General features: G+C 60.5%; 23 protein-coding genes. 11 read left to right on the forward strand and 12 right to left on the reverse strand.

Features of this window, described 5'->3' with window-relative positions; all coding sequences use genetic code 11:
- Positions 1-81: 81 nt before the first annotated feature.
- Genes hemW through rph form a run of 4 tightly spaced genes read right to left on the reverse strand, consistent with a single transcriptional unit; the run spans position 82 to position 3100 of the window.
- Complete coding sequence (hemW, locus tag AC1RO0_RS31455; RefSeq protein WP_498596442.1) at positions 82-1260, reverse strand: radical SAM family heme chaperone HemW; 1179 nt, start codon at positions 1258-1260, stop codon at positions 82-84.
- A gap of 34 nt (positions 1261-1294) precedes the next feature.
- Positions 1295-1939, reverse strand: a complete 645-nt coding sequence (gene rdgB, locus AC1RO0_RS31460; protein WP_498596443.1) for an RdgB/HAM1 family non-canonical purine NTP pyrophosphatase — start codon at positions 1937-1939, stop codon at positions 1295-1297.
- 11 nt (positions 1940-1950) lie between these two features.
- Positions 1951-2364: a VOC family protein gene (locus AC1RO0_RS31465; RefSeq protein WP_498596444.1), complete on the reverse strand. Its 414-nt coding sequence runs from the start codon at positions 2362-2364 to the stop codon at positions 1951-1953.
- Positions 2365-2383: 19 nt separating this feature from the next.
- Positions 2384-3100: a ribonuclease PH gene (gene rph, locus AC1RO0_RS31470; protein WP_498596445.1), complete on the reverse strand. Its 717-nt coding sequence runs from the start codon at positions 3098-3100 to the stop codon at positions 2384-2386.
- Between the two features lie 172 nt (positions 3101-3272).
- On the opposite strand from rph, the gene hrcA reads away from it, so the two are divergent.
- Entirely contained in the window at positions 3273-4361 is a 1089-nt protein-coding gene (gene hrcA / locus AC1RO0_RS31475) for a heat-inducible transcriptional repressor HrcA (RefSeq protein ID WP_498596446.1), read from the forward strand.
- A 199-nt stretch (positions 4362-4560) separates the two neighbouring features.
- Positions 4561-5187: a nucleotide exchange factor GrpE gene (gene grpE, locus AC1RO0_RS31480; RefSeq protein WP_498596447.1), complete on the forward strand. Its 627-nt coding sequence runs from the start codon at positions 4561-4563 to the stop codon at positions 5185-5187.
- Positions 5188-5277: 90 nt separating this feature from the next.
- Here grpE and ptsN read toward each other — a convergent pair whose 3' ends face one another.
- The 6 genes from ptsN to lptC form a co-directional block, all read right to left on the reverse strand.
- The gene (gene ptsN, locus AC1RO0_RS31485; RefSeq protein ID WP_153367102.1) at positions 5278-5742 is read right to left on the reverse strand and encodes a PTS IIA-like nitrogen regulatory protein PtsN; all 465 of its coding nucleotides are present in this window, start codon (positions 5740-5742) and stop codon (positions 5278-5280) included.
- Between the two features lie 88 nt (positions 5743-5830).
- The gene (gene hpf / locus AC1RO0_RS31490; protein ID WP_498596448.1) at positions 5831-6406 is read right to left on the reverse strand and encodes a ribosome hibernation-promoting factor, HPF/YfiA family; all 576 of its coding nucleotides are present in this window, start codon (positions 6404-6406) and stop codon (positions 5831-5833) included.
- A 252-nt stretch (positions 6407-6658) separates the two neighbouring features.
- The gene (gene rpoN / locus AC1RO0_RS31495; RefSeq protein WP_498596449.1) at positions 6659-8218 is read right to left on the reverse strand and encodes an RNA polymerase factor sigma-54; all 1560 of its coding nucleotides are present in this window, start codon (positions 8216-8218) and stop codon (positions 6659-6661) included.
- A gap of 193 nt (positions 8219-8411) precedes the next feature.
- Positions 8412-9182 carry an LPS export ABC transporter ATP-binding protein gene (gene lptB / locus AC1RO0_RS31500; protein WP_498596464.1) on the reverse strand — a complete coding sequence of 257 codons (771 nt, stop codon included), beginning with the start codon at positions 9180-9182 and terminating at the stop codon, positions 8412-8414.
- A gap of 55 nt (positions 9183-9237) precedes the next feature.
- On the reverse strand, positions 9238-9903 hold the full coding sequence (locus tag AC1RO0_RS31505) for an LptA/OstA family protein (protein WP_498596450.1): 666 nt from the start codon (positions 9901-9903) through the stop codon (positions 9238-9240).
- On the reverse strand, positions 9900-10586 hold the full coding sequence (gene lptC, locus AC1RO0_RS31510; protein WP_153367098.1) for an LPS export ABC transporter periplasmic protein LptC: 687 nt from the start codon (positions 10584-10586) through the stop codon (positions 9900-9902). The genes AC1RO0_RS31505 and lptC overlap by 4 nt, the downstream gene beginning before the upstream one ends.
- Positions 10587-10918: 332 nt before the next feature.
- Here lptC and sppA point away from each other — a divergent pair, with 332 nt between their 5' ends.
- The 4 genes from sppA to AC1RO0_RS31530 all read left to right on the forward strand — a co-directional run bounded on the left by sppA (position 10919) and on the right by AC1RO0_RS31530 (position 14836).
- Positions 10919-11875, forward strand: coding sequence for a signal peptide peptidase SppA (gene sppA, locus AC1RO0_RS31515; protein WP_498596451.1), 957 nt, complete (start codon positions 10919-10921; stop codon positions 11873-11875).
- 27 nt (positions 11876-11902) lie between these two features.
- Positions 11903-12211 carry an integration host factor subunit beta gene (locus AC1RO0_RS31520; RefSeq protein ID WP_168811506.1) on the forward strand — a complete coding sequence of 103 codons (309 nt, stop codon included), beginning with the start codon at positions 11903-11905 and terminating at the stop codon, positions 12209-12211.
- Positions 12212-12367: 156 nt separating this feature from the next.
- On the forward strand, positions 12368-12700 hold the full coding sequence (locus AC1RO0_RS31525; RefSeq protein ID WP_498596452.1) for a LapA family protein: 333 nt from the start codon (positions 12368-12370) through the stop codon (positions 12698-12700).
- 405 nt (positions 12701-13105) lie between these two features.
- Positions 13106-14836 (forward strand): methyl-accepting chemotaxis protein, encoded by a 1731-nt coding sequence (locus AC1RO0_RS31530; protein WP_498596453.1) that lies wholly within the window; start codon positions 13106-13108, stop codon positions 14834-14836.
- A 9-nt stretch (positions 14837-14845) separates the two neighbouring features.
- Here the strand turns inward: AC1RO0_RS31530 and AC1RO0_RS31535 are convergent, their stop codons facing one another.
- Together AC1RO0_RS31535 and AC1RO0_RS31540 are read right to left on the reverse strand one after the other, a co-directional pair.
- The gene (locus tag AC1RO0_RS31535; protein WP_498596454.1) at positions 14846-15295 is read right to left on the reverse strand and encodes a GNAT family N-acetyltransferase; all 450 of its coding nucleotides are present in this window, start codon (positions 15293-15295) and stop codon (positions 14846-14848) included.
- A gap of 20 nt (positions 15296-15315) precedes the next feature.
- Positions 15316-15768: an SRPBCC family protein gene (locus tag AC1RO0_RS31540; protein WP_498596455.1), complete on the reverse strand. Its 453-nt coding sequence runs from the start codon at positions 15766-15768 to the stop codon at positions 15316-15318.
- 112 nt (positions 15769-15880) lie between these two features.
- Between AC1RO0_RS31540 and AC1RO0_RS31545 the strand changes: the two genes are divergently transcribed.
- The 5 genes from AC1RO0_RS31545 (at position 15881) to olsB (ending at position 21864) form a co-directional block, all read left to right on the forward strand.
- Positions 15881-17038, forward strand: a complete 1158-nt coding sequence (locus AC1RO0_RS31545) for a class I SAM-dependent methyltransferase (protein ID WP_498596456.1) — start codon at positions 15881-15883, stop codon at positions 17036-17038.
- Positions 17035-17895, forward strand: a complete 861-nt coding sequence (locus tag AC1RO0_RS31550; protein ID WP_007695362.1) for a TrmH family RNA methyltransferase — start codon at positions 17035-17037, stop codon at positions 17893-17895. The genes AC1RO0_RS31545 and AC1RO0_RS31550 overlap by 4 nt, the downstream gene beginning before the upstream one ends.
- Before the next feature lie 11 nt (positions 17896-17906).
- Positions 17907-18410: a signal peptidase II gene (gene lspA / locus AC1RO0_RS31555; protein WP_498596465.1), complete on the forward strand. Its 504-nt coding sequence runs from the start codon at positions 17907-17909 to the stop codon at positions 18408-18410.
- 55 nt (positions 18411-18465) lie between these two features.
- Entirely contained in the window at positions 18466-20763 is a 2298-nt protein-coding gene (locus AC1RO0_RS31560; protein WP_498596457.1) for a hybrid sensor histidine kinase/response regulator, read from the forward strand.
- A gap of 222 nt (positions 20764-20985) precedes the next feature.
- Positions 20986-21864 (forward strand): l-ornithine N(alpha)-acyltransferase, encoded by an 879-nt coding sequence (gene olsB / locus AC1RO0_RS31565; protein WP_047461869.1) that lies wholly within the window; start codon positions 20986-20988, stop codon positions 21862-21864.
- Positions 21865-21866 lie beyond the last annotated feature (2 nt).

Raw genomic sequence — 21866 nt, forward strand, 5'->3', positions numbered from 1 at the left:
ACCTTTAGAGAATCCTTTTTCCTCAACAATTCAATCCAATAGAAACCATATGCGATTCCCCTGCCCCTCAAGGGGAGGTGATTAACGCGCGAGATCCGCAACCACGGAATCGAGGATCAGCATTCCCGCCGGCGTGCAGCGCAGGCGGGAATTGCCGAGACGTTCGATGAAGCCATGTTCCAGCAGAAACTCTTCGCGCGCCTGATCCGGCTCCCGGCCGGAAAGCTGCTGCCAGCGGACGAGATCGATCCCCTCTTTCAGGCGCAGGCCCATCAGCAGCAACTCGTCGGCCTGTTCGTCGTTACCGAGCATTTCCTGATCGGCGATGCCGTGGCCGTCGCGCTCGACCAGTTCCAGCCAGGTCTCCGGCTTGCGCTCGGTGGCGGTCGCCAGTTTCTTCGGGCCGAGGGTCAGGCGGCCATGGGCGCCCGGACCGATGCCGGCATAGTCGCCATAGCGCCAATAGGTGAGGTTATGGCGGCTCTCCGCGCCCGGGCGGGCGTGGTTTGAGACTTCGTAGGCCGGCATGCCCTCGCGTTCGGTGATCTCCTGCGTCGCCTCGTAGAGCAGCGCCGACTGGTCGCCATCCGGCACGATCAACTTGCCCGCCTTATGCAGGCCGTAGAAGGGCGTGCCTTCCTCGATGGTGAGCTGGTAGAGCGAGAGATGGTCGACGGCATAGGAGATCGCCTCCTTCAGCTCGCGCTCCCATTCCTCGACGGTCTGGTTCGGGCGGGCATAGATGAGGTCGAAGGACATGCGCGGGAAGATGTCGCGCGCCAGCTTGATTGCCTTCAGCGCGTCGGCGACATTGTGCAAGCGGCCTAGGAATTTCAGATCGCGGTCGTTCAGCGCCTGCACGCCCATCGACACGCGGTTGACGCCGGCGGCGCGGTAGCCACGAAAGCGCTCGGCCTCGACGCTGGAGGGATTGGCCTCCATGGTGATCTCGATACCGTCGGGCACATGCCAATGCTTGGCGATGCCGTCGAGAACCGCGCTGACCGTCTCGGGCTTCATCAGCGACGGCGTACCGCCGCCTAGGAAAATGCTGGTCACGGTCTTCGGACCGCCAATCGCCCGCATCGACGCCATTTCCTTCAGGAAGGCAGCTGCGAAACGTTCCTGATCGACCGGCTGATGGCGGACGTGGCTATTGAAATCGCAATAGGGGCATTTGGCCGCACAGAAGGGCCAATGCACATAGACGCCGAAGCCGGGTTCACCGGTATCGGGCAGCAATTGCGCCTCACGCGTCATGTTTTGCGGTTCCATGATGTCCACAGGCTTGAGCTTACGCCTCCAGACAGGTTTCGACAAAGAGCTTGAAGGCCCGAGCACGGTGCGAGAGCGCCTGGGCTTCACCCGGCTTCCAGCCATGCTTCTCTTCGGCACTCATCTCACCGAAGGTCGTGTTGTAACCTTTGGGCTGGAAGATCGGATCGTAGCCGAAGCCTTGTGAGCCGCGCGGTGGCCAGGCAACGGTGCCCTCGACCTCACCGCGGAAAAGCTCGGTATGTCCATCCGGCCAGGCGAGGCAAAGCACGCTGACGAAGCGCGCGGTGCGGCTTTCCGGCGTGGTGGCGCCCGCTTTTTCCAATGCGGTCTCGACCTTCTGCATCGCCATGACGAAATCGCGGGTGCCGTCAGCCGTTTCCGCCCAGTTGGCGGTATAGACGCCGGGATCGCCGCCGAGCGCGTCGATCATCAGGCCGGAATCGTCCGACAAGGCCGGCAGGCCGGAGGCATTGGCAGAGGCCAGCGCCTTGATCGTCGCATTTTCCTCGAAGGTCGTGCCGGTTTCGTCCGGCTCGATGAAATTGAGATCGGCGGCCGATTTGGCGGTGAAGCCGAACGGGCCGATCAGGTCCTGGATTTCTAGGATCTTACCGGCATTGTGGCTGGCGACGACGATGGTCTTGGTATCGAGCTTACGCATATCCTGTCCTGTCAGATGCCCCAGATCCGGGGTTCGGCGCATTCCAGGCTGTTGCCGGCCGGGTCGCGGAAATAGATCGAGCGGCCGCCATTCGGCCAGTGAAAATCGGCTTCGATGGCAATACCGGCAGCTTTCAGCCTTTCCGCCATCGCCTCGATATCGTTGCCGCCGACCCGGAAGCAGACGTGACCATGGCCGGTCGTGCCATGCGGCGGCACGGGCAAGGCACCCGGCTCCGACGGCTTCATTGTCTCGGCCAGATTGAAGATCAACAGCACACCCGGTCCGCAGCGATAGAACACATGCCGGTTACCGCCGCGCGAGATCTTCTCGAGCCCGAGTATGCCGCCATAAAAAGCTTCGGCGGCATCGAGATCATCGGCATATACAGCAGTTTCGAGAATGCCTTCCAACGACGGGTTCATCGCTTGGTCGCCTCTTGGGTCAGGCAATCGCCTGCTTCTGCAGCTCCACCAGCTCGGCGATGCCGTTCTTGGCGAGATGCATCAGGGTGGTGAGTTCCTCTTCGCTGAAGGGCGTGCCTTCCGCCGTACCCTGGATCTCGACGATGCCACCCTTGCCGGTCATGACGAAGTTGGCGTCGGTCTCGGCGGATGAATCCTCGAGATAGTCGAGGTCGATCACCGGCTGGCTGGCGAAGATACCGCAGGAAATGGCGGCGATATGATCCTTGAGCACACGATCGACCTTGATCATGTTGCGGCTTTCCATCCACTTCAGGCAGTCGTAGAGCGCGATCCAGGCGCCGGTAATCGAGGCCGTGCGCGTGCCGCCATCGGCCTGGATGACGTCGCAGTCGATGGTGATCTGGCGCTCGCCGAGTTCCTTCAGGTCGACGACAGCGCGCAGTGACCGGCCGATGAGACGCTGGATTTCCTGCGTGCGGCCGCCCTGCTTGCCGGAAGCGGCTTCGCGCTTCATGCGTTCGCCGGTGGCGCGCGGCAGCATGCCGTATTCGGCCGTGACCCAGCCCTTGCCGCTGTTGCGCAGCCACGGTGGCGTCTTTTCTTCCAGGCTTGCCGTGCAGAGCACATGCGTATCGCCGAACTTCACCAGGCACGAGCCTTCCGCATGCTTGGAAAAATTGCGCTCGAACGAGACCTTGCGCATCTGGTCGGTTTTTCTGCCTGAAGGCCGCATTCTACTCTCCTGAACGTTTATCGACCGCTTCTACGATCCACTGGCGGCTTTTGCAAAGGAAAAGCAGGCTGAAAGGCCTGGATATGGCGGTGTTGGCATTTTTCCCTTTTGCCAATGCTAACTGAATGATTATATTTTAACTGAGGTTCAACAGAAGGGGTCTGACAGCGAAATGGGATTCACGACATCGTCGGTTACGGATGCCATTGCAGCGCTGGACGAACGCTCGAAAGAAATCTTCCGTCGCATCGTCGAAGGCTATCTTGAGAATGGCGAGCCGCTCGGTTCGCGCAATCTCTCGCGCCTGCTGCCGATGTCGCTGTCGCCGGCCTCGGTGCGCAACGTCATGAGCGATCTGGAAGAGCTTGGGCTGATCTATTCGCCGCATATCAGTGCCGGCCGCCTGCCGACGCAGATTGGTCTGCGCTTTTTCGTCGATGCCTTCATGCAGGTCGGCGATCTCTCGGCGGAAGATCGCGCCACCATCGACCGGCAGGTGCGCGGCAGCAATCGCGACCAGCCGATGGAATCGGTCATGACCGAGGCGAGCCGCATGCTCTCGGGCATCTCGCGCGGCGCCGGGCTGGTGATCACCTCGAAGAACGATCCGGTATTGAAGCATGTCGAATTCATCCGCCTGGAGCCTACCAAGGCGCTTGCTGTGCTCGTCGGCGACCATGACCAGGTGGAAAACCGCATCATTGAGCTGCCGGCCGGTATCACCTCGTCGCAGCTGACGGAAGCCGCGAATTTCCTCAACGCCCACATGACCGGCCAGACCCTGCCGGATCTGCGCCGTCAATTGCAATCGTTGAAGGAGAGCGTGCGCCACGAGCTGGATACGCTGTCGCATGAGCTGGTCGAGCGCGGCATCGCCGTCTGGTCCGGCGGCGAGGATGAGGGCAAGCCGACGCAGCTGATCGTGCGTGGCCGCGCCAATCTGCTGGCCGAAGTCGGCGGCGCCGAGGATCTCGACCGGCTGCGCTTGCTGTTCGACGACCTCGAAAAGAAGGACAGCCTGATCGAGATCCTGAACCTGGCCGAAAGCGGTCCGGGCGTACGCATCTTCATCGGCTCGGAAAACAAGCTTTTCTCGCTCTCCGGCTCGTCGCTGATCGTCGCGCCTTATCGCGATGACGACGACCGCATCATCGGCGCCGTCGGTGTCATCGGTCCGACACGGCTGAATTATGCCCGCATCGTGCCGATGGTGGACTATACAGCCCAGCTGTTTTCCCGGATGTCGCGGCCCGGGCTTTGAGGAAAAGCGTCTCATTGGAAAGACAGGTGTCCAATCATCCGCTTCCGCCGGCCACGGATCATGCCGTGCGCCCGCCGGCATTGGTCCAAGAGCGGCCGGAATGCCGGGAATCGGCTGTTCTTCGCGACAAAGCCTTGATTTTTTCCAGCCAAACCTCGATATCGGGCACATTCAAAAGACAAACAATTCGGAGACCGTCATGACCGACGAAACAACGAAAACCGGACCTGACGCCACGGCGGCCGACCTCGCGCAAGATGTCGCGGACACCGTGGAGACGATGGCCGAAACTCAAGAGCCGGATCCGGTCGAGCTGCTGAAGGCCGAAAATAGCGATCTGCGCGACCGCTACCTGCGTCTTGCCGCCGATATGGACAATCTGCGTCGTCGCACCGAGCGCGAGATCAAGGACGCCAAGTCCTATTCCGTCGCCGGCTTCGCCCGCGACATGCTTGCCGTGTCGGACAATCTGCGCCGTACGCTGGACGCCATCCCGGCGGAACTCCGCGACGATGCCGGCCTGAAGACGCTGATCGAAGGCGTGGAGATGACCGAGCGTTCCATGCTGTCCGCGCTGGAGCGCCATGGCGTGCGTCAGATCGAGCCGGTCGGCCAGAAGTTCGATCCCAACTTCCATCAGGCGATGTTCGAAGTGCCGAACCCGGAAGTCCCCAACAACACCGTCGTGCAGGTGGTGCAGGCCGGCTTCGTCATCGGCGAACGCGTTCTGCGCCCGGCCATGGTCGGTGTCGCCAAGGGTGGCCCGAAGGTCGCCGAGATTTCCGAGCCAGGCGCCAACAGCCCGTTCGACGAAAAAGACGCCTGAGCCTCAAAGACATACCCAAACACCAAGGGCCGGATGATGGAAGATCATCCGGCCCTTGGTGTTTGGTGTTCCAAATTCAGTTCATGCCGCTCAGGCGGCGTTGGATGCCTGTTCCTCGTTGAGGAAGGCGTAGATTGCCGAGGCGGAATCCGTGGCGCGCAGCTTGGCGACCAGATCCTGGTCGCGTAGCACGCGCGCAATGCGCGACAGCGCCTTGAGATGGTCGGCACCGGCGCCCTCGGGGGCAAGCAGCAGGAAAACGAGATCGACGGGCTGGTCGTCCAGCGCCTCGAAATCGACGGACTGTTCCAGGCGCGCGAAAATACCGATGATGGACTTGATGCTATTGAGCTTGCCATGCGGGATGGCGATGCCGTTGCCGACGCCGGTGGAGCCCAGACGTTCGCGCTGCAGCACGACGTCGAAGATTTCGCGTTCGGGCAGTCCGGTCAACTTGGAGGCTTTGGCTGCCAGTTCCTGAAGCAGTTGTTTCTTGGAATTTGCCCTCAAGGCGGGGATGATCGCATCTTGGTGCAGCAAATCTGCCAATGCCATTCTCTTTATCCTTCGTGTCGCCGAGATCCAATGACGGAGGAGCGGCGGCCGACTGACATGGTGCAGGGCCGCCACTCATCTTCTTTTCTCAGCTTTTGATATTGGCTGCGTCTATCCAGCCAATGTTGCCGTCCTGACGACGGTAAACGATGTTCAAATGGTCCTTGCCGGGGCTGCGGAAGAGCAGCAACGGCTCGTCGGTCATGTCGAGCGCCATCACGGCGGTCGCGACCGACATGGTCTTTAGCTGTTTCGTGCTTTCGGCAACGATTGCCGGCGCGAAATCGGCTGCGATTTCCTCGTCGTCGTCCGACATGCCGTCCATGACGGTATAGGCGACTTCGATATGGCCGTTCGCGTGGCTCGCGGCCTGATGATCTTTCAGTTTGCGCTTATAGCGGCGCAGGCGCTTTTCGATGCGTGCGGACGCCGCGTCAAACGCCAATTGCGGGTCCATCGCCTCTCCGGCGGCATGCAGAACGATGCCACTGTCGAGATGAAGTTTGCAATCGGCTGTGAAGCGGGAACTGGATTTCTGTACCGTCACTTGGCCTGAATACCCCCCGTCGAAGTATTTTGTCACGGCCATACCGATCTGGTCTTCAATCCGCTGGCGGAAGGAGTCACCAATTTCCATATGTTTACCGGAGACACGCACACTCATGGAGTTTCCCTTCTTGTCGTGGTTATTGCGCGTACCAGTTTACGCCAAGCCTCAAGCTCATCCAAGCACTTCACGCGCTCAAAGACAAATTGCGTTTATGCGGGGCCTTTGGGATGATGGGGATAAGTTCATGGTCGTGCCGTCGTCCTGCACCGATTGCGGCGGGCTTCTAGCCCCGCCACATTGGAAAGTCAACTGCGTCTTAACGCTCCGTTAGGAAATCTGCAATTTCAGATTGAGCTTGAGCGGCTGCTAAAAGCTGGCGACCTTTGCAATCGCCCGCTTCTCCCGGCGGCGCTGCACGGAGGAAGGGATGTTCATCGCCTCGCGGTATTTTGCAACCGTGCGGCGAGCTAGCTCTATGCCGCCCTTCTTCAGCGTATCGACGATATCGTCGTCGGAAAGCACGGTGTCCGGGCTTTCGTGCGAAATCAGCAGGCGGATCTTGTGCCGTACCGCCTCGGCGGAATGGCTGTCGCCGCCTTCGACGGCGCTGATCGAGACGGTGAAGAAATATTTGAGCTCGAACAGCCCGCGCGGCGTCAGCATGTATTTATTCGAGGTTACGCGGCTGACGGTGGACTCGTGCATCTTGATGGCGTCCGCCACAGTCTTCAGATTGAGCGGCCGCAGATGGTCGACGCCGTGGATCAGGAACGCATCCTGCTGCCGGACGATCTCGCTTGCCACCTTCATGATCGTCTTGGCGCGCTGATCCAGACTGCGCGTCAGCCAATTGGCGTTCTGCAGACATTCCGACAGGAAGGCGTGGTCCTGGCTCGTCTTGGTGACGGAGGCGAAGTAGGACTGGTTGACGAGAACGCGCGGCAGCGTGTCGGGATTGAGTTCCACCAGCCAGCTGCCGTCGGAGGCAGGGCGCACGACGATATCGGGCGTGATCGCCTCGGATATGCCGGTCTCAAAGCCGCTGCCGGGCTTCGGGTTCAACTGGCGGATCTCGCCCATCATGTCGAGCAGGTCTTCCTCGTCGACGCCGCAGAGACGCTTCAGCGTCGCGAAATCGCGGCGGGCGAGAAGCTCGAGGTTCTGGATCAGCCGCTCCATGGCCGGATCGAAACGATCCTTCTGCCGGAGCTGGATCGCCAGGCACTCGCTGAGGGACCGGGCAAAGACGCCGGGAGGGTCTAGCTGCTGCAATACGCCAAGCACCCGTTCGACATCGCCAAGCGTCGTGCCGAGGCGATCGGCGGTCTCGCGCAAGTCAACCTGCAGATAGCCGCAATCGTCGAGCTGGTCGACGAAATGCTGGGCGATCAGCCGATCGGCCATCGCCGGCAGGGAGAAGGGGATCTGTTCGTTAAGGTGGTCGCGCAGCGAAATCTGGCCGGCAACGAAGTCGTCAAGATCGTAGCTTTCGCCGGCCTCGCCGCCGGGCATGGATTTCCATTGGCTCAAAAGCTCGGGCGCGTCGGCGCGCTGCGCGGTGCTATCGTCGGGATAGACATTGCTGAAGTTGGTGTCGAGTTCGTCGTTCAGCCGGTCGGCATGGCCGGTGTTTTCGCTCTCGTACCAGTCGCTTTTCAGGTCGCCGCTATTGTGGTCGGCACCGTCGTCGCCACGGCTTTCCTCCGCGGCATCGTAGCGTTCTTCCTTTGCCTCGCGCTCATTGCCGTTGCCTATATCCTCGTCATTTGATGTAAATTCGAGCAGCGGATTCTTTTCGACTTCCTGGGCGATGAACTGGGTGAGCTCAAAATGCGTCATCTGCAGCAACTGGATGGATTGCATCAGTTGCGGTGTCATCACCAGGCTTTGGCTTTGGCGCAGGAAAAGATTGGCCGATAATGCCATGGCGGACGCGGGACTCCCCTTGATCTTTTCGAAAGTCCGCATTTTTTTAGAAAAAATGCCACAGACTTCCAACTGGCCCAAAAATTGCTTTTTTATTGGGTTTGGTCAAGCGGAACTATAACGGTAAGATGAATTTCCGGAGCGCTCAGCCATTTGGCAATGCGACAATACGCTCCGGCCCAATCCAAGACTATCAAAGACTGAAATTGTCGCCAAGATAGAGTTTTCGGACTTCCGGATTGCTGACGATATCGTTGGCCCTGCCGTGGGTCAGCACCTCGCCGGCATGGATGATATAGGCGCGGTCGATCAGACCGAGCGTCTCGCGGACATTGTGGTCCGTGATCAGCACACCGATGCCGCGCGCCGTCAAATGATGCACGAGATTCTGGATGTCGGCGACCGAGATCGGGTCGACGCCGGCAAAGGGTTCATCGAGCAGCATGAAGGTCGGATCGGTCGCCAGAGCGCGCGCGATTTCCAGACGCCGCCGCTCGCCGCCGGACAGCGCGATCGCCGGCACCGTGCGCAGATTGCGGATGTGGAATTCCTCGAGCAGCTCGTCGATCTTGTGCTCGCGCTTGTCCTTGTCCTTTTCGTGGACTTCGAGCACGGCGCGGATGTTTTCCTCCACCGTCAGGCCACGAAAAATTGAGGCTTCCTGCGGCAGGTAGCCGACGCCAAGACGGGCGCGACGGTACATCGGCATCGAGGTGACGTTGTTACCGTCGATCTCGATAGTGCCCTCATCGACGGGCACCAGCCCGGTGATCATGTAGAAACAGGTCGTCTTGCCGGCGCCGTTTGGCCCCAGGAGGCCGACCGCCTCGCCACGCCGCACGACCAGCGAGACGCCGTTGACGACGCGCCGGGTGCGGTAGGTCTTGGTGAGGCCGCGCGCGATCAGGGTACCCTGATAGCGCGCCTTGTCGGCGGTCGGTGAACCGGATGCCGCGCTGGGCAACCCGGTCGCACCGGGCAAGGGGGAGGTTGTCGATGTCGTCACGAGTTGGCCAGAATCAATTCTTTTTTTGCTGTTGCTGCTGCACTTGCTGCGACTTCGGATCGAGCTGAATCTGGACGCGGCCACCGCAGGCATCCAGTTGCGCTTCGCCCGTCGCCATGTGCACCGTCAGCTGGCAGCCGGTGAAAACATTCGGCCCATCAGTCAATACGACCTTCTGGCCCTTGAGGACTGCAAGCTGGTTCGCCATGTCGAAGGAGCCGTCGTCCGCCGTCGCTGTCTGTGTGCCGGAGACGAGGTAGACCTTGTTGGTGACCAGAATGTGGTCGATATTGGCATCGCCGGAGACCAGCGACTGGTTCTGTTCCTTGGCGGCCTTTGCGACCGGATTGTCGGTCGCTGGCTTGGCGGCTGCATCGGCGGCGGGCTGCTTCTTCTTGTAGAAGACCGTCATCTTGCCGGCCTGCATCGTCGTCGTGCCCTGGACAACCTTGACGTTGCCGGTAAAGACCGCCTGGCTTTCCGCATCATGGATTTCCAGCTTGTCGCTTTCGATCTGGATCGGCTGGTCGCTGGAAAGAGCGAGGCCAGGCATCTTGCTCGTCGTCGTTTGGGCGTCAGCGCCGGGCGCGGCCAAAAATGCCAGCGCACCGAAAGCACAGAGAAGACCCGCCTTACGCAGGTTGGAGTTAAAAAGGGAATATTGCCAATCGTTTATCATGAACCGCCCGGCCGTTGTTCGCTAGCTTTATTGTGGAGTGTGGTCGGATCAATATTCATCCGAACCTGTCCGTCGAATTCGATTACGCTCCCCTTATCCGTCATCTTGAGCGACTGCGCAACAACCGACATGCCGCCTCTGTAGATTGCAACCTGATCCTGGCTGGAGAGATCGCCCTTCTTGACGTCGAGGAAGGCAGTCCGGAATTCGGCGCGCAAACCATTGTCCATCAGAATGGTAAAGGGGTCGGTGAGCTTCAGCGTGTCGGCCTGGCGGTCGAAATCCGCGCTCTCGGCCGTCACATGCGCAATCACGTCATTGTTGACCGGCATGGAGGCCTTGATGCTCTTGAGCGTGATCATGTTCGGATTTTTAATATCCTGCAGCGCCTTCTCGGCGAGCATGGAATAATTGATGCCGTCCTTGTTGCGGCCGGCGATGGCGGGACGTTCCATCACCACCTTGCCGTCTTCTATCCTTGCGCCTTCGATCTGGATGTTTTCCGGCAGGTAGGCGCGGACCAGCGAGACGGCGATGAAGATCAACGAGACGATCAGAGCGGCCACGGGAAGGACTATCTTCAGCTTGCGCACGCGCGTGGAATGGAAGATCGCGTCCTTATACGCGTTCCTTTCCAGCTCGGAGCCAATCGCCTGGCCGGTGGTCTCGATAGTATTGAGCATGCAACAGGTCCGTGTTCTCTAGATCCGGAAAACCGCATTGGGTTATGCACAGACTGTGCCAACAAGCCCGCCGGATCGTTTCGCATTATTGCATTGGCTTGCCAATATGGATTTTTTTCCGCGCCTGAGGAAATTTAGCGGAAAAACATAATGGGTGCCTGTTTCATCGGATCGGGTGACGCCCTATCTGATGACGACGCACTGGACAAAAGCCCCGATGTATAATCTCGAAAAGACGGCCAGCATATTCGCGAAGGATTGCGCCGGTTTCAAGGTATTATATATCCGGTTGTAGCATGCCCAGTTTACGACAAGGGGAGAGATAAGGCGTCATGGACAGTTCTGCAATCGCAGACCGGCGGCAATTGCGCCGCAAACTTGGCTTTTGGCGCATCATCGCCGTTCTTCTCATGGTGGGGCTTGGCTTTGCTCTCTACCGTTTCTTTGCGGCGGACCTGCCGGATACACGCGGGCCGCAGATTGCCCGCGTCGCTATTTCCGGTCTCATCCAGGATGATGGCGAGCTTCTGGAGCGGCTGAAGAAGATCAAGGACAATGATCAGGTCAAGGCCCTGATCGTGTCGATCTCGTCGACCGGCGGCACGACCTATGGGGGAGAGCGGATCTTCAAGGCCATCCGCGCTGTCGCCGCCAAGAAGCCCGTTGTTTCCGATATCCGCACCGTGGCGGCCTCCGCCGGCTATATGATCGCCACGGCGGGTGATGATATCGTCGCGGGCGACACCTCGATTACCGGTTCCATCGGCGTGATCTTCCAGTATCCGCAGACCAAGGAGCTGCTCGACAAGCTCGGCGTTTCGCTGGAGGAGATCAAGTCGTCGCCGATGAAGGCCGAGCCGTCGCCTTTCCATCCGCCGAGCGAGGACGCCAAGGCCATGATCCGCAGCATGGTGATGGATAGCTACGGCTGGTTCGTCGATCTTGTCGCCGACCGCCGCAAATTGCCGCGCGAAGAGGTGCTGAAGCTTGCCGACGGCAGCATTTTCACCGGCCGTCAGGCGCTCCAGAACAAGCTGATCGACACGCTCGGCGGCGAGGACGAAATTCGCGCTTATCTCGATACGCGCAAGGTCAATAAGGACCTGCCCATCGTCGATTGGAAGGCTGAGAACAAAACCTCGTCCTTCTTTTGGCCGGGCGCTGCTTCCTGGTTGCTAAATCTCTTCGGTTATGATGATTTTGTGAAGGGAGAGGGCCTCCAGAAAATGATGACCGAGAAGTTGTTTCTTGACGGCCTGCTTTCTGTTTGGCAGGGTGCAGCCAATTGATAAATCAATGATTTAAGGGGGCAAACCGTGATCAAGTCGGAATTGGTGCAGATTGTTGCGGCTCGTAACCCGCATCTCTATCACCGCGACGTCGAAAATATCGTCAACGCGGTCCTCGACGAGATCACCGATGCGCTCGCCGCCGGCAACCGAGTGGAGCTACGCGGCTTCGGCGCTTTCTCCGTCAAGAACCGTCCTTCACGCTCCGGACGCAACCCACGCACCGGCGACACCGTGTTCGTCGAGGAAAAATGGGTTCCCTTCTTCAAGACGGGCAAGGAGCTGCGCGAGCGCCTCAATCCCGGCGCCGGCGACGAAGAAGACGACGACAATTAAGCGTCGTTTTGAACGATGTCCCTCGTGATATCCCCGGTGGCCATCATCGTGCCGCAACCTGGTGGCACTTGAACTCGGCCCAGTCTTTATTCATTCTGCGGCTAGAGGCGAGATGAGTGCAGTGCACGAAGACGCCAGGATACAGGAGCGTGCGCAATGACCAAGAAGATCATCAATCTGCTGATATTGCTGCCGCTCGGCATCATCCTGATCATCTTCTGCGTCGCCAACCGGCAAGCCGCCACGCTTGCGCTCAATCCGTTCAGGCCCGAGGACCAGGTGCTGTCGTTGCATGCGCCGCTTTTCGTGCTGCTATTTGTTGCGCTGATCCTCGGCATGGTGGTCGGCGCGGCGGTCACCTGGGTGAACCAGGGTAAACACCGCAAGCGCGCCCGCAATCAGTCGCGCGAAGCCGTGCACTGGCATGCCGAAGCCGACAAGCATCGCAGCCGCGCCGAACAGATCGCCGGCCAGCTTCCCTCGAAGTGATTAGAGCAATTCCAGGAAAAGTGCGTAGCGGTTTTCCGTCCGGAATTGCGTGGAAACAATAAGCTCGAGCGCTTCAGTGAAGCGCTCGAGGCGGCCGTTTCCGTGCTCTTCGCCCTATCGAGGGTATAGCGAGGTCTCGTGTCGACGATTGGCGGATAGCGCTCCTTGGGCCAGCCGGAGTGCAAGAATAGCTATACACTTTGCGTAGCTCTATCCATTTCATGCAGGCAATTTCCTGAAGAGAGCCAAGCTTAGGGAGCGATTAATCTTCGTGTCCCAATCAGCTGGGGCGATAGATTCCAGGGACGTCTTCGCAAGAACGATGATTGCAGGCAAGCCGTCTCCATTAACTTCACTTTGCCTCGGCAGCACGATGAACGTGCAGCGGCATCAGGAGACGATCCGATGAAAGCAATATCATTGAATTTTGGTTCCGACTCGGCGGCGGTACTCGCCGCGATGGACAAATCCCTGGCCATCATCGAATTCGATGTGACCGGGAGGATATTGACGGCAAACGCGAATTTCTGCCGCACGGTTGGTTATGAGCTCACGGAAATCGTTGGGCAGCAGCATCGCATGTTCGTCGCACCGGATGAAGTCAACTCGCCTGACTATTCGGAATTCTGGGCCAAGCTCGGGCGCGGTGAATTCGACAAGAGGCAATATAAACGCATCGGCAAGGGCGGCAGGGAGATCTGGATCGAAGCCTCCTACAATCCGATTTTCAGGCATGGAAAACCTTACAAGGTCGTGAAAGTCGCGACTGATATAACGGCCGAAAAACTCAAGAGCGTAGAGGATGCCGGCAAGCTGAATGCCCTGTCGCGCTCGCAGGCTGTTATCGAGTTCACGCCGGATGGTCGCGTCCTCGCCGCAAACGCAAACTTTCTGGCGACAATGGGCTATGAGCTGTCGGAGATACAAGGCAAGCATCATTCGCTGTTCTGCGATGGTACATACGCTGCCAGCGAAAGCTATCGTCAATTCTGGCAGCGGCTGGCCAAGGGCGAATTTATCGCCGACGAGTTCATGCGTATCGGCAAGGGTGGCCGGAGGATCTTCATCCAGGCGTCCTACAATCCGATTTTCGACGTCGACAACAAGGTTTTCAAAGTCGTCAAATTCGCGACGGATGTGACCGGCCGCGTCAACAATGTCGAACAGCTTGGTGGGGCGCTCAAGCGGATGTCGGACGGCGATCTGACGCAGCATCTCGACACACCTTTTATTCCGACCCTGGACAGGCTCCGCCTGGACTTCAACGGCGCGGTTGGAAAACTTCGGGATGCCATGCGGTCGGTGGCGCAAGCAGCCGGGGCAATCTCCGCCGGCGCGCAGAAGATTCATGTGGCGACCGACGACATCTCCATGCGATCGGAACAGCAGGCGATGTCCGTCGAGGAAACCGCCGCGGCACTCGAGGAGATCACCACGACAGTCGCCGATTCCAGCCATAATGCCGAGGATGCCGGGCAACTCGTTCGCGACACGCGCGATACCGCGATCCGTTCCGGAGTGGTCGTACAGTCCGCCATCGATGCCATGGCCAGGATCAAGTCCTCATCCGAGGAAATATCCAACATCATCGGTGTCATCGACGAGATTGCCTTCCAGACTAACCTGCTGGCGCTGAATGCCGGTATCGAGGCTGCCCGTGCCGGTGACGCCGGCAAGGGCTTCGCAGTCGTTGCCCAGGAAGTGCGCGAACTGGCGCAACGTTCGGCAAAGGCAGCGAAGGAAATCGGAGGCTTGATTGCGTTGTCGCAGGACCACGTAAAGAGCGGTGTAGCGCTGGTGGCAGAGACCGGCACAACCCTACAGACGATCGAATCGCAGGTTGAGCAGGCGAACAAAAACGTCTCCGCCATCGTTCAGGTCGCGAAAGAACAGGCGGTAACGCTCCGGGAAGTCAATGGTGCGGTCACGATCCTGGACAGGGGTACGCAGCAGAATACGGCTCTGGTTCAGGAATCTGCCGTCGCGGCGCGCAGCTTGTCCGCCGAAGCCGACGAGCTCTTCGAGTTGCTGAAACTGTTCACACTCGACGCGCATGCGGCACCGTCATCGGCAACACAAGACTCTGCCGCAATATCGAAGAACGGCGATTGGCCGTTTCGTCGATTGGCGGGCTGATGCGTGTATCTAATCGCCGCTGAGCTGCATGTCCTTGTAGTCGCCTTCCGGCGATGCGCCGTCGCCGACGAACTCGAAGCCGATGGCGCGGTAGAAGGCGATGGCGCGCGTGTTCTTCACCAGGCATTTCAGCCGGTAGCGCCGCTTCGGCCAATCCGGCAGGGCGGAAAGCAACGCCTTGCCGGCGCCGCTGCCCTGAAATGCCGGCAGGATATAGAGCATATGGATGAAATCATCCGGTTCCCATAGCGTCAGGAAGCCGGCGATCGTGCCGCTGCGGTCCTCGCAGACAAAGACACGCTCGCCCTGCGTATGCGCAGCGAAATCCTCCCTGTGGAATCGGACGGGATCGACCCAGATAAAAGTCTGGCGGCGCACGCCGAGATAGATCTCGGCGAGACTATCCGTGTCCTGCTCGCGTGCCGGTCGGATGGTCCAGTGGTTTGCCTCGGACGTCATGAGCGATCTTCAGGAGGCAATCAGGTGCTGGCCTGGCCATTGATGGCTGCGGTGAAGTCGGCGAAAAACTGCTGCGCCAGTTTCTTGGCGCTGGAATCGACCAGCCGCGAACCGAGCTGGGCGATCTTGCCGCCGACCTGGGCTTTCGCCTCATATTGCAGGATCGTCTCGTCGCCATCCGCCTTCAGCACGACATCGGCGCCGCCCTTGGCGAAACCGGCAATGCCGCCTTTTCCTTCGCCGGAGATCGTATAGCTCTCCGGCGCGTTGATGTTGGAGAGCGTCACTTCGCCGTTGAAGGAGGCGGAGACCGGGCCGATCTTCAATTTCACCGTCGCCGTCAGCTGGGTCGGCGAAATTCTTTCCAGGCTCTGGCAGCCGGGAATGCATTGCTTGAGAATGTCAGGGTCGTTCAGCGCGGCCCACACCGCATCCCGCGGCGCGGCAATCCGTTCTTCGCCGGTCATGTCCATGCGCAATCCTCCCGATCTGGCATTTTGTCCGGCGATCATCGCAGATCGGAAAGCGCTTTGCCAAGTGGCAGCCAGATGCTATTTGCACGCACATATCAATTTCGAGACAAGCATGGCGAAACACAGGGAAAGCCGGCCCGGCCAGAGAGCCGCGGGCGGCGCGAGCGCAAAATCCCCAAGGGATGCAAGGCGAGAGGCGCCCGTTAAGGCCGGCAAGCCACCGGCAAAGCCCACGCGCGAGTCCAATTCGAGGCCGACGGCGGTTGCGCGTGATCGAGGCGAGCGAATGGCGGAGCCGCGTGATGCGGCGCCTGTTCCGGCAACGCCGGAGCGCCCGCTGATCGCGCGCAGCGGCGAGCGTCCGGTCGAGCGCGTGCCCGTTATCCTCGAATCGATGGGCGCCGGCGATTTCCACCTGATCGACACCGGCAACGGGCTGAAGCTCGAGCAATATGGTCCCTACCGCATTGTGCGGCCGGAGGCGCAGGCGCTGTGGCAGCCGTCGCTTCCCGCCCATGTCTGGGACAATGCCGATTCGATCTTCACCGGCGACACCGATGAGGACGGCATGGGGCGCTGGCGGTTTCCGCGCGAGGCGCTCGGCGAGACCTGGCCGCTGAAACTGCTCGGCGTCGATTTCCTCGGCCGCTTCACCGCCTTTCGCCATGTCGGCGTCTTTCCCGAGCAGATCGTCCATTGGGCCTGGATGAAGCAGCAGGTCGAAGCCGCGAACCGGCCGCTGAAGGTGCTGAATCTTTTCGGCTATACCGGCGTTGCCTCGCTGGTTGCCGCCGCTGCCGGCGCGGAAGTCACCCATGTCGACGCCTCGAAGAAGGCGATCGGCTGGGCGCGGGAAAACCAGGCGCTCGGCCGCATGGAAAAGCTGCCGATCCGCTGGATCTGCGAAGACGCGATGAAATTCATCCTGCGCGAGGAACGGCGCGGCAACACCTACGATATCATCCTCACCGACCCGCCGAAATTCGGGCGCGGTCCGAACGGCGAGGTCTGGCATCTGTTCGAACACCTGCCGTCGATGCTCGATATCTGCCGCGAGATCCTGTCGCCCAAGGCGGTTGGCCTGGTGCTCACGGCCTATTCCATCCGCGCCAGCTTCTATTCGATCCATGAGTTGATGCGCGAAACCATGCGCGGCGCCGGCGGCGCTGTCGAATCCGGCGAATTGGTCATCCGCGAGGCCGGCCTCGACGGCAAGACGCCGGGCAGGGCGCTTTCCACATCACTTTTCAGCCGCTGGGTGCCGAAATGAACCAGGACTACAGGAATGACGGCCCCCGCAAGGTCGGACAGGTCAAGGAGGTCACCTCGCTTGCCAATCCGATCATCAAGGACATCAAGGCGCTGACCAACAAGAAGTCGCGCGAGGAGAGCGGTGCTTTCCTGGCGGAAGGCCTGAAGCTGGTCATCGACGCGCTTGAACTCGGCTGGACGATCCGCACGCTGGTTTACGCCAAGGCTGCCAAGGGCAAGCCGCTGGTCGAACAGGTGGCCGCCAAGACTGTGGCAGCCGGCGGGCTTGTGCTCGAAGTCAGCGAAAAGGTCATTGCCTCGATCACTCGCCGCGACAATCCGCAGATGGTGGTCGGCATCTTCGACCAGCGCTGGCGGCCGCTTCGCGACGTCAGGCCGAAAGCCGGTGAAACCTGGGTGGCGCTCGATCGCGTGCGCGATCCCGGCAATCTCGGCACCATCATCCGCACGGCCGATGCGGCCGGCGCGTCGGGCGTGATCCTCGTCGGCGAGACGACCGATCCCTTTTCGCTGGAAACCGTGCGCGCCACCATGGGCTCGGTCTTCGCCGTTCCTGTCGTCAAGGCGACGCCGGAAGAGTTTCTGGCCTGGAAGAAGACGGCTGGCGTCTCTGTCGTTGCCACGCATCTGGCCGGCGCGGTCGACTACCGCACGATCGACTACAAGAAGAAGCCTGTCGTGCTCCTGATGGGCAACGAGCAGTCCGGTCTGCCGGATGCCCTGGCGAAGGAGGCCGATGCGCTTGCCCGCATTCCGCAGGCCGGCCGCGCCGACAGCCTCAACCTGGCGGTGGCGACGGCGGTGATGCTGTTCGAAGCTCGCCGCCATCTTCTCACTCTCAGCGAGACACGATGACCGACAGCGAAATGAACGAACAGGCGTCCGCCAAGCCCGCATTGTTTTCCCGGCCCTTGCCGATCCTGATTTTCATCATCATCGCCGTCATTCTCGACCAGGCCGTGAAGATCATGGTCGATCACTGGCTGCCGCTGCAGGAGATGGTGCCGGTCATTCCGATGCTGGCGCTCTATCGCACCTATAATCTCGGCGTCGCCTTCTCGATGCTGTCGGGCATGGATGGCTGGTTTATCGTCGGCATGCGGCTCATCATCGTCGCCTTCGTGATCTGGCTGTGGCGGCGTACGCCCAGCCATCGCTGGATTGCCCATCTCGGCTTTGCCCTGATCATCGCCGGCGCGCTCGGCAACCTGATCGACCGGTTTCTCTACGGCCATGTGATCGACTACGTTCTCTTCCACACGGAAACATGGTCCTTCGCCGTCTTCAATCTCGCCGACAGCTTCATCACCATCGGGGCGGGCTGCGTCATTCTGGACGAGCTTCTCTCGCCAAAAAAGGCAAACACCTAAAATTCTAGCGAATCCCTGAAGGCATCGGGAAGAGTGCGCGTGTTAGCAAACAGGCATGAGCACTCTGGCAAACCTGCAGGAAAAGCTTGTCGCCGCCATCGCCGACGACCAAACCGGACCGCGTGAACGGCCGGTCATAGACGCGCCTCGCCTGGACGCCGATCCGATCGGGATTTTGCCGCCACCCGAGCGGGTTATTTCCGCTCCAATCGTCTTTTCTCAATGGCTGCAACGCCATTGGCTGAACGGTGGCGGCCTGATCGCCGGTGTGGCGCTGTTATCGGTCGGCTATGCCGGTGGCCTGCCGGCGCTTGCGGGCCTGCTGGGCCTGATAGCCCTGGCAATCGTTGTCGCCGGTATTGTCGTGACGCGAAAGACTGGCCGCAAGGTCATAGCCGACGTGCCGCCGCTCAGCGAGCACGAGCACGACCGCCTGTGGGAGAGCAATGAGAGCACCAGCCTGTTCGCCACCATCCATGATGCGCTTGGCGATATCACGGTCACGCGCAGCATCGAGCGCCGCATCGTCCATGCCAACGCGACGTTCCGCAGGCTGACCGGCAAGGCCAACCCGGAGGGCCTGACGCTGGAAGAAGCCGGGCTCGTCTTTCGCGCCGTCACGGCATCGCAGCGCCAGGATGCCGAGATCTCCACGCCGGAAGGCCCACGCATCTTCGCCTGGCACGATGTCATGTTTCGCGATCCGGTCTCGGGCCGGCTCAGCATCCAGAGCGTTGCTCGCGACGTGACCGAAGAGCGCCAAGCCGCGCGCCTGCGCGAGGATGCGCGGCTGAAGGCCGAATACAACAGCGCCGCCAAGTCGCGGCTGCTTGCCACCGTCAGCCACGAGATCCGCACGCCCCTGTCGGGCATTCTCGGCATGAACCATCTGCTGGCCCAGACGCCATTGACGCTGGAGCAGGCCAATTACCTGACCGGCATCCGCCAGTCCGGCAATGCGCTCGTGCAACTGGTCGAGGACCTCCTGGATTTCTCGACGATCGAAGTCAACCGCTTCCAGCTTCGTCCGCGCGCCGAGACGCTGCGGCCGCTGCTCGAAGGCGTCGTCGAGATGCTCGCCCATCGCGCCCACGAGAAGGGCATCGAGATCGCCGCGACCGTTGCGGCCGATGTTCCCGAGACCATGGAATTCGATCCGGCCCGGCTGCGCCAGGTCCTGTTCAACGTCATCGGCAATGCCGTGAAGTTCACCCAGACGGGCGGCGTGCTCATTCGCGCCGGCCTTGACGGCGGCGATCTGTTGATATCGGTCAGGGATAGCGGGCCGGGCATGACGGAAGAGGAGCAGGCGCGGATATTCGGCGAGTTCGAACAGGCCGGCAATGTGCTGGACAAAAGTGCCGGCACGGGTCTGGGGCTTGCTATCTCCGCCCGCATCCTGCGCGAATTCGGCGGCGCGCTGAGTGTTGCCAGCGAGCGGGGCAACGGCAGCGAATTCACCATCCGTTTTCCCGTTTCTCTCGTCGCCGGCGACGATGCGCCCGGCAGGCGGGACGATCTGCTCAGGGGCTCCTACATCCTGTTGCTGGCGCCGGAAGGGGCGGCAAGCACGGCGATCGCTGAAACCATCCGCACGCTCGGCGGCCGCTGCCGCCTGATCGGCCCGGATGACATCGAAAGCCTATCCGTGCCCGAGAGCGAAGACGGGCCATTGACGGACCTGATCGTCGATCACCGCATGGCGCCATGGTATTTCCGCGAGGGCAACGAACTGGCCGCCTCCGGCCTGCGCAAGATCTTTCTCGTCAATCCGGAGGAGCGCAACACGCATCCACTTGATCTTTTCGATGCCTGGCTGATCAGGCCGCTGCGTGAGCAATCGCTGATCGATGTGCTGAGCGGCCGCATGCGTGGCATGGAGAAGCGGGATGCCCTGATCGACAATCCGCCCGGTTTCGGTCTGATAACGCCGGAAGCGACGGACATCGCCTTCAGCGTCCTGCTCGGCGAGGATGATCCCGTCAATGCCATGCTGGTCCGCGCCATGCTCACCAAGGCCGGTCACAAGGTTCGCCTTGTCGAGGATTTCACCGGCCTGCTTGCCCGCGTGGAAAAGGGCGAGAGCCGGCCCGATATCATCGTCACCGATCTCACCATGCCCGGAGGCGACGGCGTGACCGTGCTGGCGCAATTGCGGGCGCAGGAGCGCAAGGCCGGTCTTTCGCCTCTGCCGGTGATCGTGCTGACCGCGGACAGCCGCGAGGCCATCCGCCGTCAGGTGCTGCTTGCCGGAGCCGATGCCGTCATCGTGAAGCCGGTCGATCCGCAGAGCCTCATCACCACGGTGCAAAGCCTTTCAAAGGTCGCTTTCGAACGTGCCCGAAACGAATAATCCGATTGCGAATCAATGTTTCGCTCCGCCTGCTTATTTAAGCGAAATCTTACCCTGAAGTTGCGCAGTGCTGTTCGATGAACGCCCCTGGAAGTTGGGGACTTCCTGCTTATTAGATATTTGCAACAGGCACGCTTCTTGCTTTTCGCAAAGCACCATGTCACTTTCCTGTCGCAAGAATTTGCTTTATGGCGCTATATCAACCGCTGAGGGGGAGGCGCCATGTCCATCGAAATTTTGAATCGCGAAGCTCAGGGCGAAATGGTTCAGTCTTCAAAGGCGACGATCGCACCGGTTGCAAGCGATGTGTTCGGGCGCATCGGAAATCTAGAAACCCGCCTTGCTCGCACGGCGCGGGAAATCGACGCCGCTCAGGCCGTTCGTTATCGCGTCTTCGTCGAGGAGATGAACGCGCAGTTGCCGGCTGACGCCATGCGTCGCCAGCGCGATGTCGACAGCTATGATTCGATCTGCGACCACCTGCTGGTGCTCGACCAGTCGCTGGAAGGCGATACCGAAGACCAGATCGTCGGTACCTACCGTCTGTTGCGCCAGGAAGTGGCCATGGCAAATGGTGGCTTTTATTCCTCTTCGGAATTCGACATTGGCGCGCTTATGGCCCGTCATCCCGACAAGCAGTTCATGGAACTCGGCCGCTCCTGCGTGCTGCCGGCCTATCGCAACAAGCGCACCGTCGAACTGCTGTGGCAGGGCAACTGGGCCTATGCGGTGAAGCATGGCATGGGCGCCATGTTCGGTTGCGCCTCCTTCCCCGGCGTCCGTCCGGAGCAACATGCGCTGGCGCTGTCGTTCCTCTATCATAACGTCGTTGCCAAGGACGAGTGGACCGTCGGCGCATTGCCGTCGCTTGCGCGCACCATGGACCTGATGCCGGTCGAGGCTATCAATTCCAAGAAGGCGCTGATGGCGCTGCCGCCGCTGATCAAGGGCTACCTGCGCCTCGGCGCCATGGTCGGCTCCGACGCCGTCGTCGACCATGCCTTCAACACGACGGACGTGTTGATCGTCCTGCCGATCGCCAGCATTTCGGACCGCTACGTCAACTATTACGGTGCAGCGACCGGCCGTTTCGCGAGCTGATC

It is taken from the genome of Rhizobium sp. GW821-FHT14E12 (genome assembly GCF_058803745.1).